General features: G+C 70.9%; 15 protein-coding genes and 1 pseudogene. 5 read left to right on the top strand and 11 right to left on the bottom strand.

What is annotated here, in order from left to right:
* Window positions 1-8 precede the first annotated feature (8 nt).
* A complete protein-coding gene (locus GA0070624_RS18825) occupies window positions 9-1235 on the top strand; it encodes an ArsB/NhaD family transporter (protein WP_091342881.1) in 1227 nt (408 codons plus the stop codon).
* A gap of 18 nt (window positions 1236-1253) precedes the next feature.
* Here GA0070624_RS18825 and GA0070624_RS18820 read toward each other — a convergent pair whose 3' ends face one another.
* From GA0070624_RS18820 to GA0070624_RS18800, 5 genes are all read right to left on the bottom strand, one after another.
* Window positions 1254-2162: an inositol monophosphatase family protein gene (locus GA0070624_RS18820; protein WP_091342879.1), complete on the bottom strand. Its 909-nt coding sequence runs from the start codon at window positions 2160-2162 to the stop codon at window positions 1254-1256.
* 14 nt (window positions 2163-2176) lie between these two features.
* On the bottom strand, window positions 2177-2830 hold the full coding sequence (locus GA0070624_RS18815) for a sulfurtransferase TusA family protein (protein WP_091342877.1): 654 nt from the start codon (window positions 2828-2830) through the stop codon (window positions 2177-2179).
* Window positions 2827-3828, bottom strand: a complete 1002-nt coding sequence (locus GA0070624_RS18810; protein ID WP_091342875.1) for a hypothetical protein — start codon at window positions 3826-3828, stop codon at window positions 2827-2829. The genes GA0070624_RS18815 and GA0070624_RS18810 overlap by 4 nt, the downstream gene beginning before the upstream one ends.
* A gap of 78 nt (window positions 3829-3906) precedes the next feature.
* The gene (locus tag GA0070624_RS18805; protein WP_091342872.1) at window positions 3907-4674 is read right to left on the bottom strand and encodes a methyltransferase domain-containing protein; all 768 of its coding nucleotides are present in this window, start codon (window positions 4672-4674) and stop codon (window positions 3907-3909) included.
* A 249-nt stretch (window positions 4675-4923) separates the two neighbouring features.
* The gene (locus GA0070624_RS18800; protein WP_218105196.1) at window positions 4924-5280 is read right to left on the bottom strand and encodes a serine hydrolase domain-containing protein; all 357 of its coding nucleotides are present in this window, start codon (window positions 5278-5280) and stop codon (window positions 4924-4926) included.
* Window positions 5281-5460: 180 nt separating this feature from the next.
* Between GA0070624_RS18800 and GA0070624_RS18795 the strand changes: the two genes are divergently transcribed.
* The gene (locus GA0070624_RS18795) at window positions 5461-6066 is read left to right on the top strand and encodes a GNAT family N-acetyltransferase (protein WP_245718866.1); all 606 of its coding nucleotides are present in this window, start codon (window positions 5461-5463) and stop codon (window positions 6064-6066) included.
* Between the two features lie 201 nt (window positions 6067-6267).
* Here the strand turns inward: GA0070624_RS18795 and gltX are convergent, their stop codons facing one another.
* The 3 genes from gltX to GA0070624_RS18780 all read right to left on the bottom strand — a co-directional run bounded on the left by gltX (window position 6268) and on the right by GA0070624_RS18780 (window position 9789).
* The gene (gene gltX, locus GA0070624_RS18790; protein WP_281180987.1) at window positions 6268-7734 is read right to left on the bottom strand and encodes a glutamate--tRNA ligase; all 1467 of its coding nucleotides are present in this window, start codon (window positions 7732-7734) and stop codon (window positions 6268-6270) included.
* A 136-nt stretch (window positions 7735-7870) separates the two neighbouring features.
* Window positions 7871-8443, bottom strand: coding sequence for a flavoprotein (locus GA0070624_RS18785; RefSeq protein ID WP_091342867.1), 573 nt, complete (start codon window positions 8441-8443; stop codon window positions 7871-7873).
* Complete coding sequence (locus GA0070624_RS18780) at window positions 8440-9789, bottom strand: hypothetical protein (RefSeq protein ID WP_091342864.1); 1350 nt, start codon at window positions 9787-9789, stop codon at window positions 8440-8442. Before GA0070624_RS18780 ends, GA0070624_RS18785 begins: the two co-directional genes overlap by 4 nt.
* Before the next feature lie 281 nt (window positions 9790-10070).
* Here GA0070624_RS18780 and amcA point away from each other — a divergent pair, with 281 nt between their 5' ends.
* Window positions 10071-10235: a multiple cyclophane-containing RiPP AmcA gene (amcA, locus tag GA0070624_RS36630; protein WP_342672749.1), complete on the top strand. Its 165-nt coding sequence runs from the start codon at window positions 10071-10073 to the stop codon at window positions 10233-10235.
* Window positions 10232-10557, top strand: a pseudogene (locus GA0070624_RS35835) (hypothetical protein). The gene amcA and the pseudogene GA0070624_RS35835 overlap by 4 nt, the downstream one beginning before the upstream one ends.
* On the opposite strand, the gene GA0070624_RS18770 reads toward GA0070624_RS35835, so the two are convergent.
* The 3 genes from GA0070624_RS18770 to GA0070624_RS18760 form a co-directional block, all read right to left on the bottom strand.
* Window positions 10547-11590, bottom strand: coding sequence for a zinc-dependent alcohol dehydrogenase family protein (locus tag GA0070624_RS18770; RefSeq protein WP_091342862.1), 1044 nt, complete (start codon window positions 11588-11590; stop codon window positions 10547-10549). The pseudogene GA0070624_RS35835 and the gene GA0070624_RS18770 sit on opposite strands and share 11 nt — an antisense overlap.
* Window positions 11591-11776: 186 nt before the next feature.
* Window positions 11777-13828, bottom strand: coding sequence for an amylo-alpha-1,6-glucosidase (locus GA0070624_RS18765; RefSeq protein WP_091342860.1), 2052 nt, complete (start codon window positions 13826-13828; stop codon window positions 11777-11779).
* On the bottom strand, window positions 13825-14202 hold the full coding sequence (locus tag GA0070624_RS18760) for an SCP2 sterol-binding domain-containing protein (protein WP_091342858.1): 378 nt from the start codon (window positions 14200-14202) through the stop codon (window positions 13825-13827). The genes GA0070624_RS18765 and GA0070624_RS18760 overlap by 4 nt, the downstream gene beginning before the upstream one ends.
* Window positions 14203-14417: 215 nt before the next feature.
* On the opposite strand from GA0070624_RS18760, the gene GA0070624_RS18755 reads away from it, so the two are divergent.
* Window positions 14418-15302: an ABC transporter substrate-binding protein gene (locus tag GA0070624_RS18755; RefSeq protein WP_091342856.1), complete on the top strand. Its 885-nt coding sequence runs from the start codon at window positions 14418-14420 to the stop codon at window positions 15300-15302.
* The last annotated feature ends 126 nt before the right edge of the window (window positions 15303-15428 follow it).

Genomic DNA, 15428 nt, shown 5'->3' with positions numbered 1-15428 from the left:
CATCGTCCGTGGAGACCCTCGGCGAGCCGCCGTCCGCCGCACCGGACCGATCCCGCTGGGGTCGGCTCCACGTACTGGACTGGATCGCGATCGGGCTCGCGGCGCTCGGCGTCCTCTGTGTCCTGACGGGTCTTTTGCCGCGGTCCGAGGCCGAGACCACCGTACGCCGGATCGTACCGATCCTGATCTTCATCGGCACGGTGGTGGTGCTGGCCGAGCTGACCGCGGTCGCCGGAGTCTTCGACGCCCTCGCCGCGCGGGTGGCGATCACCGCCCGGGGCAACTACCGGGCGCTGTTCTGGCTCTGCGTCGGCTTCGCCTCGGTCACCACCATCGCGCTCAACCTGGACACCACCGCCGTGCTGCTCACCCCCGTGATGATCGCCCTGGCCCGCAAGCTCGGCGTGCCGCCGACGCCGCTGGCGATGACCACGGTCTGGCTGGCCAACACGGCGAGCCTCCTGCTGCCGGTGTCCAACCTGACCAACATCCTGGCCAGCGACCGGATCGGGCTGGACCCGATCCCGTGGGCCGCCCGGCTGTGGTGGCCGCAGTTGGTGGCGATCGCCATCACCATGCTGCTGCTCTGGTGGTGGTACTGGCGGCCGGCCCGCGCCGGTGCGGATCCGTTCGTCCCGCCGCCGCCGCACGTGCCGCCCGACCTGATGCTCTACCGCACCGCCTTCGGGGCCTGCCTGCTCTTCGTCGCCGGCATCCTGGCCGGTGTTGAGATCGGGCTCGCCTCCGGGGTGGCCGCCGCGATCCTGGTGGCCGGCTTCGCCGTCCGGGCCCGGGCCAGCCTGCGCCCGGCGCTGATTCCATGGCGGCTGCTGGTCTTCATCGTCGGACTGTTCCTGGTGGTGCAGACCATCGGCCGGCACGGCCTGGACACGGTGATGGGCGCGCTGATCGGCGGCGACCCGGGCGCGGAGGGGGCCCTGCGGGCCGGCGCGGTCGGGGCCCTCTTCGCCAATGCGGTCAACAACCTGCCCGCCTACGTCGCCGGGGAGGCAGTGATCGCCACCGCCAACCACACCCAGCTGCTGGCGCTGCTGATCGGCACGAACGTCGGCCCGCTCGCCACCCCGTGGGCGTCGCTGGCGACCCTGATCTGGTACGAGCGCTGTCGCGCCGCAGGCGTACAGGTCCCGCTGGGCCGCTTCGTCGCCACCAGCGCCGCCCTTGCGGCACTGGCCACCACCGCCACCGTCGCCGCCCTGCTTCTCGCTGGATAGCTGGGGTAGAGGGACCGGTCACCAGCCGACCGTGGCTAGGGAGATCGGGGTGAGGCGGCGGACCTCCGGTTCGATCCACTGGGCCGCGGTGACCAGCTTGACCAGCCGGTCGATGGTCTCCGGCGGGCCGGCCACGAAGCTGCGCCGGTCGGCCGGGCAACCGTACCGGTCGTCGAAGCAGCCGCCGTCGAGCGCGCGGACCGCCATGCCGGCCTCCGCCGCCAGCAGCATCCCGGCGGGCAGGTCGACCGCCTCGGGGCGGTAGCCGACGATGCCGTCGATGTCGCCCCGGGCCAGCATCACCCAGGACAGCAACGGTGCCCACAGTTGCAGCACCCGGCGGGCGGTCGAGTCCAGCACCACCTTCAACGCGCGGGCGGTGCTGTCGTCCCGGCGTACCTCGTGACCCTGGGTCCAGGCCAGCACCGGCGCGGCCGGCACCGGCCGCCGCGGCGCCCGCAGCGGCCGCCCCGCCGGGCGGCCCGGGCCGGCGTGGACGAACGCGCCCTGCCCGCGCACCGCCGACCAGGTACGGCCGGCGACCGGATCGTGCACCACGCCCAGCACCGGCGAGCCCCGGTCGCAGAGCGCGATGCCGACCACGTACGCGGGCAGGCCGATCGCCACGTTGTTGGTGCCGTCGAGCGGGTCGACCAGCCACGCCCAGGTGTCATCGGCGGCGTACTCGCCGCCCTCCTCGGCGATCACGCCGTGCTCCGGCCAGCGCGCCCGGATCCGGTCGACGATCAACCGTTCGGCGGCCAGGTCCAGATCGGTGACCAGGTCGCCGGAGGCGCTCTTGGCCCGGGCCTGCACCTCGCCCCGCATGCCCCGGCGCAGCAGCTGCCCGGCGTCGCGGGCGACGTCCAAGGCGAACCGGTGTGCGTCGCGCAGGTCGGGCCCGCATCTGCTCGGCTCCACGTCCATGGCTCCTCCAGCCGTCAGCCCCACGCCACCAGTAGAGCAATCTCCCGGGCCATCCGGGCGGTCTCCGCCGGGTCGCACCGGTCCCGGCGCACCCGGTGGCTGCGCCCGTCCACGGCGCCGAGACTCAGGTCGCAGCCGCCGGGAGTGGTCCGGCCGAGGGCGACCGTCACCGCCGGCTCGCCGTGGTCCACCTCGGAGGTGTGGAACCCGCCGGCGCGCAGCGCGTACGAGTCGCCGGCCGAATGCGTCTCCACCGTCGCGGTCGCCGCGGTCACCAGCCGGTCGGTCGCGGCCATCTCGTCGACGTCGCCGCGGCTGCGCACCTCGTACACCCGCCACGCCGGGTCGGCGGGCGCCTCGGTCACCTCGATCAGTTCGTTGCGCACCCGGCCGACCAGCACGTGGCTGAGCAGGTCCCAGCTGTGTGAGTGCATCGCGGAGGTGGTGGGGCGGACCGCCGGCGGCTCGGCCGGCCAGGCGTGCACACAGATCCCGTCGGGACCGCTGCGGTCCACGGGCAGGCAGGTGAAGCCGAGCGGGTGGCGCACGGCCCGCAGCGGGCGCCGCCCCTGGGCGACGTCGGAGAGGACGTCCAGCACCCATTGGCGGAGCAGCTCCGGCCGCGCGCCCCGGTCGATCTCCCGTTCGAGTTCGGCGTAGGTCATCATTCGTAGGGGTTCCTCGCCTGGATGGCCTTGCCCACGATGTCCGCGACCTCGCGGTCGCCGAACGACCGGGGCAGCGGCAGGCCGAGCGCGGTGAACAGCCGGCGGACCTGTTCCACGGACGGCTCGTCGTCGAGCTTCACCTGCGCGGCCGCCTCGATCGGCACCCGCCGGCTCTGCTCCCGGCTGTACTGCAGCTCGATGTTGTAGCGGTTGTAGTAGAGCTCCTTGCGGTCGATGCGCAGCGCCGGGGTCTGCGGATTCTCCTGCGTGATGATGACGCAGCTCGACGAGAGGTCGTAGCGGAAGGTGGTCATCTGCGAGGAGACCCGCACGTCGATGGTGAGCAGCCCGGAGCGCTGCAGGTGCCAGCAGGCGGCCAGCACGGTGGCGAAGGACTCCTTGCGGGTGCGGTCGACGGTCCACCGCTCCCCCGGCGCGTCGGGCGCCAGGCTGCGCCGGAACCGGGCGTAGCGCTCGCAGACATCCTCGTCGGTCGGGTCGATGATCTCGATGGCGAACTGCAGGGTGGCGTTGCGTCGACGGGCGTGTTCCAGGCACTCCGGCAGGGTGACAGCTCTGGTGTAGGTGCCGGTGCCGCCCTTGAAGTTCCACCGGTCGGTATGCCGGCGGGCGTCGGCGAGCGCCTGACCGACCTCGGTGCCGTTGAGCACCCGCACCATGGAGACGCTGTCGATCGCCTCCCGGGCCCGGACCAGCGCGCCGTCCGGGCCGGTGATCTCCCGCATCGGCGGGACCAGCTCGCTGAGCCGGTCCCGGGTGTCGGTGAGCACCTGCCGCACCTGGTGCTCGGCGGTCCCCCGGTGCAGCCGGTCCCGCAGCATGGCCTGGGCGAGCAGGGCGAGGATCAGCAGAGTGGCGCTGTTGACCACCTCCTGGCTGACCGTGCTCGTCAGCCCGAGGACGGCGACGGTCAAGGCCAGGAGCAGCCCGATGAAGGCGTCGAGATTGTTGACGACCCAGGTGAAAAATCGGGCCATGACATCCCCCGCTCCATGACGGCTCCCCCATGATAGCCCTTTGTCAATATCACAATCACGGGCCGTTCGGGCGCCCCGTCACGCTCGGTGACGGTCGTCGGGGGATCGTCGAGCCGCGCAGATCAGCGAACCGCCGAGCCCCGGCGCCACCCGGGCGAGCAGCCGCGAGGTGACCCATCGTCCACTGGGGAGCCGCCAGCCGACATGGTTGGAACGGATCGTCAGCGGGTCGAACCCGGCCCGCCGCAGCACCCGGCGCAGCAGCGAGGCGGTGAACGGCCGAATGTGCAGCCACAGGTAGGGGTGCAGCGGGTCGACCTGGCGCGGGGCACGGCCGAAGAGGAAGGCCACCCGGTCCTGGACGGTGGCCAGATTGGGGGTGGTGAGCACGAGCAGGCCCTCGGGGGCCAGCACCCGGTGGCATTCACGCAGCAGCGCCGTTGGGTCGTAGACGTGCTCGATCAGCTCGCCGGTCAGCAGCCCGGCGAAGCTGCCGTCCCGAAACGGCAGGGCCCGGGTGGCGTCCAGGCAGACCGGCAGGGCAGCCGACCCGCTGGCTCGGCGGGCGTCAGCCAGGGCCGCCTCCGCCAGGTCGGCCACCACCAGTGGCCCCGGCAGGTCCGCCGGGTCGAGCATGCTGCACGGTCCGCAGCCCAGCTCCAGGACCGGCAGCGGCCTGGTGACGCCGTCGGCCACCATCCGGGCCGCGACCGTCCGGCGGATCCGGTGGTACGGGTCGTCGACGTATCCGTTGACCCGCTCGCCATCGTGGTAGCTGCGCCGGTTGGCCCGGCGGCCGTGCGCCTGTGCGCTCCGCCAAAGGGCCCTGGTCCGTGGCTCGACCATCGCACCCTCCACTAGCGTCGTCGGCGGGCGACGGTGCCCGGTCAGCCCCGCCCCGCGTCTAGCCTCGCATCGCTGCTGTGCCGGAGCGCGGCGAAGCAGCCCTCCACATCGTCCCGGTCAACGAATGACCTTGACTGGGCTCCATGAGACACGACCCGCAGTCCTGGACATGGGCTGGAGCGGGCTTGCTTCCGCCGTCCCGTTCAGTGGATGGCCGCGGACACCTCGGCGATCAGTTCGCCGACGTCGTCACCCCAGTGCGAGGCGATGACCAGCTCCCGGTCGGGATCGACCCAGAGCAGATGCCGGCCGCCGTTGCCCCGGGCGCACCCGACCGCTGGCCGGGCCGTTCGGCTGCACCCGCCGGGAGTCGTTACGCCACCCCAGATAGCCGTAGTCCGGGTTCAGTCCGCACGGCCGCCAGGCCCGCTCGATCCACTCCTCGCTCAGCACGCGCCGGCCCAGCCACTCGCCGCGCCGCAGGTACAGGTCGCCCAGCAGGGCCAGATCATCGGCGCAGATCCACAATCCGCCGCCCCAGTGGGCCCCGCCACTGACCACGGCGAGACTCTCGCCGTCGACGTCATAAAGGACGCCCAAGCGCATAGAGACGCCAACAGCTAGGAACCCTCGTCCTCTGCCATGCCTCGAACGTCGGCCAACGCCACCGCGTGCACGGCCCGGTGAGCGGCGACCTCCGTCACAACCGCGCGCCCCTCACCGTCGAGCACCAGTGGCCGACCGCGCACAGAGGAACCACTCAGAGGAGGAGATCGGTACGCATCGGTGGAGAGTTCCGTCAACACCGACTGCTTGATCTACGATCATCGGGTGCCGCGAACGCCGCTGTTGAGGACCGGCCGACTCATTCTCCGTCGCTGGCAACACGGGGATCGCGAGCCCTTCGCCGCTATGAACGCGGACCCCGAGGTGATGGAGCACTTTCCCGCCACTATGACGCGGGATGAGAGCGATGCCCTCATCGACAAGATCGAGGCTGGCTTCGGCGAGCGTGGATTCGGGCTCTGGGCTCTGGAGATCGCCGAAAACGGGCAGTTCATCGGATTCACCGGCTTGTCGGTACCGAGTTTTGCGGCGCACTTCACCCCTTCGGTGGAGATCGGCTGGCGCGTGGGCCGGTCGAGTTGGGGTCACGGTTATGCCAGTGAGGCTGCCAGACGGGCGCTCAGCTTCGCCTTCGACGAGATAGGCCTCCGAGAGGTCGTCTCCTTCACAAGCACGACCAACATCAGATCTCAGACCGTGATGCAGCGCATCGGGATGACCTACGATCCTGTCGACGATTTTGATCACCCCCTCTTGAACGAGGGTCACCCGCAAAGGCGCCATGTCTTGTGGCGGATGTCAACCGAGACCTGGCGCGCCCGTTAAGCCCTGGTTGATTTCTTGAGCTCCGCTGGCCCGGCTAAATTTAGACGCTGCGACATGGGGATTGCCCGGAGATCTGCACGTAGGAGAAGGCCGTGAAGCTAGCTCACTGCAGGTCGGGAACTGTCGCGGATCATCGGAGCAGCACACGCGACCTGCTCGAGCGGGTCTGCGCCGGACAGCGCAGACCCCTGGCCGACCCGGTCACGGCATACCGGAACCTCCCACGGCAGCTTGTACCGCCGCAGCGCGCAGCCGTGCCAAAGTCCGATCCCGGCCCAGCACTTCCAGCGACTCGAACAGCGGCAGGCCAACAGACCGGCCAGTGACGGCCACACGCACCGGTGCCTGCGCCTTACCCAGCTTCAGCCCGTGCGCCTCACCGACAGACAGCAGCGCCTCCTTCAGCGGCACAGCCCGCCATATCGGCAGAGCCTCAAACGTGGCGATCACGTCAGGCAGCACCTTGGCATCCTTGCTCGCCTTCGCCCACGAAGCGTCGTCCAGCTCGAGAGTGTCGAGGAACAGGAAGTCGACGGTGGGCACGATTTCAGCAAGCAGACTGATACGCGTCTGTGCCAACGGAGCGACCTTCGCGAACACCGCAGGCTCGTAGGCGTCCGGCTGCCACGGCGGGGCCGTGATGCCGAACCCAGCCTCGGCCTTCTCCTTCTCGGTTACGAACGGGCCTGTCAGCCACGGCCCGCAGGCGTCGATGAACTCTTCGGTGCTCAGCGCACGAATGTATTCCCCGTTGAACGCAGCCAGCTTCTTGAGGTCGAAGAACGCTGGAGCTGAGTTCACGTGATCGAGGCGGAACTCCTCCTCGATCACCGACCACGGCACGATCTCCCGATCGCCAGAGGGGGCCCAACCGAGGAGCATCAGGTAGTTGCGCATGGCCGAAGCGAGGTAGCCCTCATCGCGGTACATCTCCAGCGCAACCTTGTCACGCCGCTTGGACAGCTTCTGCCGCTTCTCGTTCACCAGGATCGGAGTGTGAGCCCATGTGGGCGGCTGGTGCCCGAGCGCCTGCCACAGCAACTGCTGCTTAGGCGCGTTCGGCAGGTGCTCCTCGGCCCGCATCACATGAGTGATCCTCATCGTGATGTCATCCACCACGTTGGCGAGCAGGAACACCGGGGACCCGTCACCACGTGCGATGACGAAGTCCTCGACAAGCCGGTTCTCGAACGTCGGCTCTCCACGCACCAGGTCCTTGACGACCGTCACACCCTCATCGGGCGTCCGGAACCGCAGCGCCCTACCATCGGCGGCTTGCAACGCACGATCACTGCAGAAGCCGTCATAGCCGGCGTACTGGCTACCCGAACGTGCCCGAACGACGTCACGCGTGCAGTCGCAGTAGTACGCCTTGCCGGCATCGAACAACTGTTGTGCCGCCTTGGTGTGCTCGGCCGCATACGACGACTGGAAGAGCGGACCTTCATACTCGTCAGGGCCGACACCCAGCCAGGCCATCGCCCGCACGATGCCTTCGGTCCACTCCGGGCGCGAGCGCTCCGCGTCGGTGTCCTCGATCCGGAGTACCAGCGTCCCGCCCGACTGTCGGGCAACCAGCCAATTCAGCAGCAGCGAGCGAGCGTTCCCAACGTGGAACATGCCCGTCGGGGAGGGAGCGAACCGAAGGCGAGTCGCGGGCTCAGACACCCACCCACCCTATCGATATCGATGGTGGATCAGAGCCACACCGCCTGGGTCAATCAATCATCCCTGCATGCTGCTGCGACAGCCTCGCGCAAGGCGTGTTGTGCTGTCAGCAGCCGCTGCGGCAGATCCCTGGCGGTCAGCTGCCACCCCCACTTGCCGGTCCATTCCGGGCGAGCCGCTCAGCCACCCCGAAGGCAGCCTCCCACGGGAATGCCTGTTGCTGGTCTCGACCACTGCCTGGCGGATGGGGTTCCCACTCGTCGTCGGCGCCAAGCAGGACCCGTACCTGCTCGTGGCGGAGGTCTGCGACCGCCCGCCGGAAGGGCGCGCGGGCGGCCAGCGCGGAGTTGACGAAGGGGACGATGACGGTCGGAATCCGGCGGCCGATGAGCTCGGCGACCGAGGTCATCGCGTAGTTGTCGGCGATGCCGAGGGCGATCTTGTTGACGGAGTTGTACGTCGCGGGCGCGATGACGAGAGCGTCCGCCGCGGGGAGGATTCGCCGCGTGCTCGTAGACGACTGATACGTGAACCTGGCCGGGTATCCGGTCATCGCCTCGATCACCTGCGGGTCGATGAAGTCCCTCGCGCTCGGCGTGGCGGTGACTGCCGCTGTCCAGGCCCGCTCCTTCGCGGCGGCGAGCAACTGTGTCACGTCTGCGGCGGGGCCGGCGCCGCAGACGACGATCTGCAGATGTCCCCCGGTCATACCCGGATCCCGGCGTGGACGGCGAATTCGACGACCTCCCTGCGGACATGACCTCGGGCGAGAGTCGCCAGGTCGCTCGCGATGCGCTGGATGGCCGGCCGGCACCGGATCTCCTCAGGTGCCACGTCGTACGCGGTCCGCAACGCCTGGAGCCCGTGCTCGTGGCGACCCCACTGGGTGTAGGCCTGTGCCACGTCGACGAACAGCGACGCCTTGCGCTCGGCGAGGGTGACCTTGTCCAGCGGAACCTGGCGGGCGAGGGCGATGGCGGTGCCGGCGTCGCCCAGGGTCAGTGCGATATGGGCCCGATGCAGCTGGACGTTGGTGGCACCGAAGCCGGTCCACCGGTCGTTGCCGTCGTGGCCGAGTCGGGCGGCGGCCCGGGAAGCCTCGTCGAGCATCGCCTGCGCGGTGTCCCGGTCGTCGGCGCGGGCGGCGGCGATCGCTCCGCGGAGCACGAGCGCGCCGTAGACGGCCACCGCGTCGGCCGATGCGAGACCGGTGTCCCTGTCGAGGGTGTCGGCGGCGATCTGGGCAAGGTGCATTGCCTGGTCCGTGTGACCGTTGCTCATCAGGGCATGGGTCATGATCCGCGCGCTCGCGGCCATCGCCACCGGGTCCTTGCAGGCTGCCCCGAACCGGGCGCTTCGTTCGGCCGCTACCAATGCCATTCCCCGGTCGCCGACCTTGAGCAGGACGCTGCCGACGACGTGGTACAGATCGGTGGCCAGGGCGTCGATCCGCACCTGTTGCTCGCTTCCGGCGCCAGCTCGGGTGGGCTCCAGGGTCGGCAGCAGTGCCACGAGCCGGCCGAGGACGCGCTCGTACCGGCAGGCCTGGTACTCGCTCTTCGCAGCTGCGACTTCCCGGGCGAACTGCCGCACAGACAGCGCCAGCGGCTTGATGACCAGGCGCTGCGGTGACACCAGCACGTCGAGCAGCGGCGTGACGCCGGGCAGGGCGCTGGCAACGCTAACCGTCGCGCCCCTCAGGAGATCTCTACGCCGCACGTCACCATCCGAACCGGAGCCGTAATTCCCGTCCCCGCCAGTATCGGCCTCCCAAGCGCCGCCTGATGGGTCGGTGGGACCCACAACTGCACGGTCGGTGGCCGAACGCAGCAGCGTCTCGAAGCGTTCGCGCACGTCCGGTGAGGACCGCGCCAGCACCGTGTCCAGCGCCGCCTGCATGTCGGCACGCAGGTGAACCCTGTCGCCCTGGCTGCTCCATTTGGCCACCGTCCGTCGGGCCGCGCCCAAGTGCTCGGCGAAGGAGGTGACGCTCATCCGCAACGCCATACGCAGCGCGTTCGCCTCCCGGCCGGTCCACGTCGTCACTGAGGCCACCGCACGTCCTCCCAGAGCGGACAGTTGTCAGCCCGCCGATGGTAACGGCGGGTGGCGAGACGGTAGTGCACCGTAAGTGCACCGGCGGGACATTCTCTCCGCGCCGCTCCCCGGCGAGCCTGAAGACGCGTGTGGGTAACTCCCCGTTCGTGTACCGCCACGAGGGCTGCGCGGGCGGGTGAGCGGCGGGCTGCTCCCAGCCGCCGCCCCACGCCGGTGGGCTCGCCGGACTCGCGGCGGGCCCACCACAAGCAGGTGACAGCTCCAAGAGGAGAACGGCCATGACGGTGTACGTCTCGCGCAACGCGGCCAACAGCGAGTCACGGACGCGTGACTCGGACACCGGCCGCGCCCAGCTCGAAAGAAGGCCGCCTGACCCGCCGCTGCTTACCTACGTGTGGCGTCAGTTGTTCGAACGCCAGGCCGGCAGAGGCACGTCCACATGAGGCACAGTCGAAAGCCTCCCGCAGTACGGGGCCACCTCAGCTCGCCGTCCGACAATCATTTACCGCTCCGCCCGATCTGGCTCTGCCGTACGTGCGGCCATCCTTGGCCCTGCGGACGGGCGAAACTCGCTCTCCTCGCCGACTACGACGGAAGCTTGGTCAGCCTGTTCATCTACCTGGCTGGTCTGCTCCAGGACGGATCGACGACCTGCACAAGCTCAACCCCAGCACGTCACACAGCGCCGCCGATATGTTCGACCGCTTCCTCGGCTGGCCCGCTCGGCACACCCGCTCGTACCGCAAGTCCGGAATCAGAAGGTGATCCGGACCTTCAGCGCGGTGCGCTCGTCCATCGCCCGGTAGCCGTCGGGCACCTGCTCCAGGCTTACGCTGCGGTCGAAGACCGGGGACGGGTCGATGGTGCCGTCGAGGACGTCGGCGAGCAGCTCCGGGATGTACGCGCGGGCCGGTGCCACGCCGCCGCCGAGCGCGACGTTGCGGCCGAACATCTGGCCGATGTCGACGCCGGCGCTGCCGCCGTGCGGCACCCCGACATAACCCACCGCGCCGCCGTCGCGGGCGATCGAGATAGCGGTACGCATCGACTCCTCGGTGCCGACGGCCTCCAGCACCGCCTGCGCGCCCTGCCCCTTGGTCAGCTCCTTGACCGCGGCGATCGCGGCATCGCCCCGCTCGGCCACCACGTCCGTGGCGCCGAAGGCGCGGGCGATGTCGGTGCGGTCGGTGTGCCGGCCGAGGGCGATGATCTGCTCCGCGCCGAGCCGCCTGGCGGCGAGCACCCCGCAGAGCCCGACCGCGCCGTCGCCGACCACCGCGACGGTGGCACCGGGGCGGACCCGGGCGGCCAGGGCGGCGTGGTGGCCGGTGGACATCACGTCGGACAGGGCCAGCATCGCGGTGAGCAGCCGCTCGTCGCCGGCCGCCTCGGCGGGAAGCTTGACCAGGGTGCCGTCGGCGTACGGGACGCGGACCGCCTCACCCTGACCGCCGTCGGAGCCCGGCTCGCCCCAGAACCCGCCGTGCGGGCAGGAGGTCTGCAGCCCCGCACGACAGAAATCACAGACGCCGTCGGACCACACGAACGGGGCCACCACCAGGTCGCCCACCTTGACCGAGGTCACCCCGGACCCGGTCGCCTCGACCACGCCCAGGAACTCGTGGCCGATCCGCTGCCCGGGCTGGCGCTTGGCCACCCCCCGGTACGCCCACAGGTCGCTGCCGCAGATGCAGGCGAGAACGACGCGTACAACGGCGTCGGTGGGGGTACGGACGGCGGCGTCCGGCACCTGCTCGACCCGGATGTCGTTCGGTCCGTAGATCACGGTGGCGCGCATGAGCGGATGTCCTCCGACGGCGGGGTGGGTGGGATCGAGGGCGGCGGCCGACCCGGCCGCAAGCTCATGAGGCACTGACGAACGACGGGGACCGCCCCGGCGAACGCTAGACCGGCGCGCCGGCACCGACAACCCGCCGCCGTCCCGGCGTGGCCTGGCTCACCGTCACGCAAGCGGCCGGCCCGGTCAGCCGCGGTGCATGTGGGCCCGGCCGCTGCCGATCACGTCCATCCGACCCCACCGCCCGGGGACGTCGAGCAGCTCCATCCGGCCGAACCGGGCCGGCAGCCGCGGCGACATCAGCAGGTGCTCCCCCGCCGGCTCCAACCCGAGCAGGGCGCGTAGCAGCAGGAACGGCGCGCCGGTGGCGAGCGCCTGGGGGCTGTTCGCGGCCGGGTAGCGCACCGGGAACCGGGTCCGTTCCCGGTGATAGCCCGCGAACGCCTCCGGCAACCGCCCGTCGAAGTAGTACGACGCGTCGATGATGCCCTCGGCGATCCGCCCGGCCTCCGCGGTGAAACCGTACCGGCGCAGCCCCCAGGCGATCACCGCGTTGTCGAACGGCCAGACCGTGCCGACGTGATAGCCGAGCGGGTTGTAGCTGGCCTCCCCCTCGGCCAGGGTCCGAATGCCCCAGCCGGAGAAGAGCCGGGGGCCGAGCAGGTGCGCGACGACCTGCTCGGCCCGGGACTCGTCGACGATGCCGCTCCACAGCAGATGGCCCATGTTGGACGCGAGCGCGTCGACCTGCCGGCCGTCGGCGTCGAGGGCGAGCGCGTAGTACCCGCCGCCGGCGATCCAGAAGTCCTGGTTGAACCGCTCCTTGAGCGCGGCCGCCTCCCGCTCCAGCCGGTCCGCGTACGCCGGGTCGCCCCAGAACTCGCGGGCCAGCCGGGCGCCGCGGATCTTCGCGTCGTAGGCGTAGCCCTGCAGCTCGCAGGTGGCCCGGGGCAGTCCGGGCAGGCGACCGTCGGAATAGCAGATCGCCCCCGCCGATTCCTTCCAGCCCTGGTTCTCCAGCCCGGAGCGCTCGTTACGGCGCTGGTACCAGACGTAGCCGTTGCCCAGGATGTCGCCGTACTCGTCGATCCAGCGCAGCGCCCCCCGAGCCTCGTCCTCGAACTGCCGGACCAGGCTGGCGTCCCCGGTCCACCGCTCGTGCTCGTCGAGCAGGATCACGTACAGCGGGGTGACGTCGGCGCTGCCGTAGTAGGGCGACTGGGGTAGCTCCTCGAAGGCCACCAGCTCGCCGTACCGGAACTCGCGCAGGATCTTGCCCGGCTCCTCGTCCCGGAAGTCGTCGAGCACCGACCCCTGGTCGATGCCGAGCATCCGCAGGGTGGCGACGGCCAACTCCGGGGCGAAGGGCAGCGCCTGGAAGCTGGCGAGGATGCTGTCCCGGCCGGTGATGGTGGCGGCCCAGGGCAGACCGGCGGCGGGCATCGCCTCGTCCGGTAGGGTCAGCGGTGAATACCGGAGGCTGGCCAGGTCCACCAGGCTCCGCTGGTAGGTCGTGGTCATTGCGACCCAGTCGCAACTCAGCCGCGGCGCCCGGTCCAGCCAGGCCGCGAGGTCGCTTTGCCGCTCCGCCGCCGTCCGGCGGCGGCGACGGTGCAGCCGGTCCCGGACGTCCTGGCCGTCCGGCCGCAGCACCAGCGACTGGACCCGCAGCGTGGTGCTCCATTTCCCCTTCGGCTCCACCCGGACCGTGTACGTCAGCCCGTGCTCGTCGACGGCCGCCGGCTCGCTGGTGGAGATCAACGTCTCCCGCTGGAACTTCTCCCGCCGGTAGCCGAGCCGCAGGCGCCCGTCCTCGACGCGCCGATAGAGCCGTCCCGTCGGCTGTCGCTCCTGGCTGACCGCCAGGATCGGCATGAAGTCGCTGGCGATGTCCAGCCGTACGGTGAACTCCACCGGCCCCTGGTCGTGGTTGAGGACGGTCAGCTGCTCCTCGAAGGCGCCGCTGGCGATGTTTCGCTCCCGGACGACCGAGGCCTTGGCGTCCAGGTAGTGCGTCGGCTCTCCCGGCACCAGGAAGAAGCGCAGCGTGAGGTAGTCCCGTTCGGCGATGGAGAGCGCGTGCAGCCGGTCCCCGTTGAGACTCAGCCGCCACAGCGACAGAAACCGAGTGTCGAAGTCGAAGAAGCCGGACGGGTTGGCGATGCTCGCCTCGATGTCGCCGTTCTCGTCGCTGAGCACGAAGACGTTTCCGTCCAGCACCCGGACGAGAGTCCTCATCCCGACTCCCGACGGCCACCGGCTGACAGCCGGGGATGGCGCGCGCCCGGGGGCGCGGCGAAGAGCCGTTCGAGCAGGACGATGAAACGGAACTGCCCCTCGGTGGTGATGTCGTTCCGCAGCCACGCGGGCAGCGGCTTCGCTTCGCCCCGCGCCATGCGGGCGAAGAAGGCAAGGTCGGTGCGGATGACCGTGTCCGCCTCCCGCGCCTCCCGGGACACCGAGACCCGGGCGTCGGCGATGGTCAGGTGCCACACGTCGACCCCGTCGTCCCCCTCCAGCTCGAAGCGGATGGTGCCGCGGGTCTTGGGCAGCAGGCGTTCGGGCGCCCGGCGGGCGAGCCCGTCGAAGAGGGCCCCGATGGGATCCGACATCGCACCGCCTCCCGCGAGATCGCCGTCGGAGTGGGCGCTTCCGGACGGTCGACCGGTGGACCTCGGCGACCGGTGCGCCGCGACGCCCGGCGCGTCCGGCGTTCCCCAGGCGCCGCCCCAGCCTATCGCCGGGTCACGGCCAGGACGTCCGGATCGGGGGAACTGCGGGGACGGGGGCGGTTCCCCGGCGTACCGGGGACGGGCAGGATGGCGGGATGCATGTCGTCTCGCTGCTGCCGTCCGCCACGGAGATCGTCTACGCCCTCGGCCTCGGCGACGCCCTGGTCGGCGTCACGTTCGAGTGCGAGCTGCCGGAGGCCGACCGGGCCGGCACGGCCATCGTCGTCGGCGGCCGGGACACCCGGGGCATGAGCCCCGGCGAGATCGACGCGTACGTCAAGCGGCAGCTGGCCGCCGGCGCCGACCTCTACACCCTGCACGCCAACGCGCTGGCCGAGCTCGATCCCGACCTGATCCTGACCCAGGACCTGTGCCGGGTCTGCGCTCTGCCTTCCGAGCGGGTGTCCGACGCCGTGGCCTACCTGGGCGCCCGGGCCGACGTGCTGTCGCTGGACCCGTACACGCTGGACGAGGTGCTCGGCACGATCCTCGCGGTGGGCGCGGCGGCTCGCGTACCGGATCGGGCGGAGGCCCTGGTGGACGGCCTGCGGGCCCGGCTCGCGGCGGTGTCGGCGGCGGTGGCCGGCCGGCCCCGGCGCCGGGTCGCGGTGGTGGAGTGGGTGGATCCGCCGTTCGGCGCCGGCCACTGGATCCCGGACCTGGTACGCGCCGCCGGTGGCGAACCGGTGGCCACCCATCCCGGCGCCCGTTCCGCACCCACCACCTGGGCGGCGCTGCGGGACGCCGCACCGGACGTCGTGCTGGTCACCCCGTGCGGCTTCCACCTCGACGGCGCGGTCGAGCAGGCGGCGACGGTGGGCCCCCGGTTCCCCGGCGCGGAGGTCTGGGCCGTCGACGCGGACGCCCTGATCGTGCGCGCGGGTCCGCGGCTGGTCGACGGTGTCGAGGCGATCGCGGCGATTCTGCACCCGGACGCCGTGTCCGCCCCACCGGCCGGCAGCGTCCGCCGGGTGGCCTGACACCGTCGCCGCGATGATCGGGCTGGGCTTCGGATCGGCACGGGACCCTGCGGCCGTGCCCGCCCCCGTGCCGCCGCCAACGGAAACGCCGCCCACCGGGGCGGCGTTTCGCTCGATGCTGTCGGG

Source organism: Micromonospora rhizosphaerae, from assembly GCF_900091465.1.
Classification (GTDB): domain Bacteria; phylum Actinomycetota; class Actinomycetes; order Mycobacteriales; family Micromonosporaceae; genus Micromonospora; species Micromonospora rhizosphaerae.
This window is presented reverse-complemented; position numbering and strand designations above follow the sequence as displayed.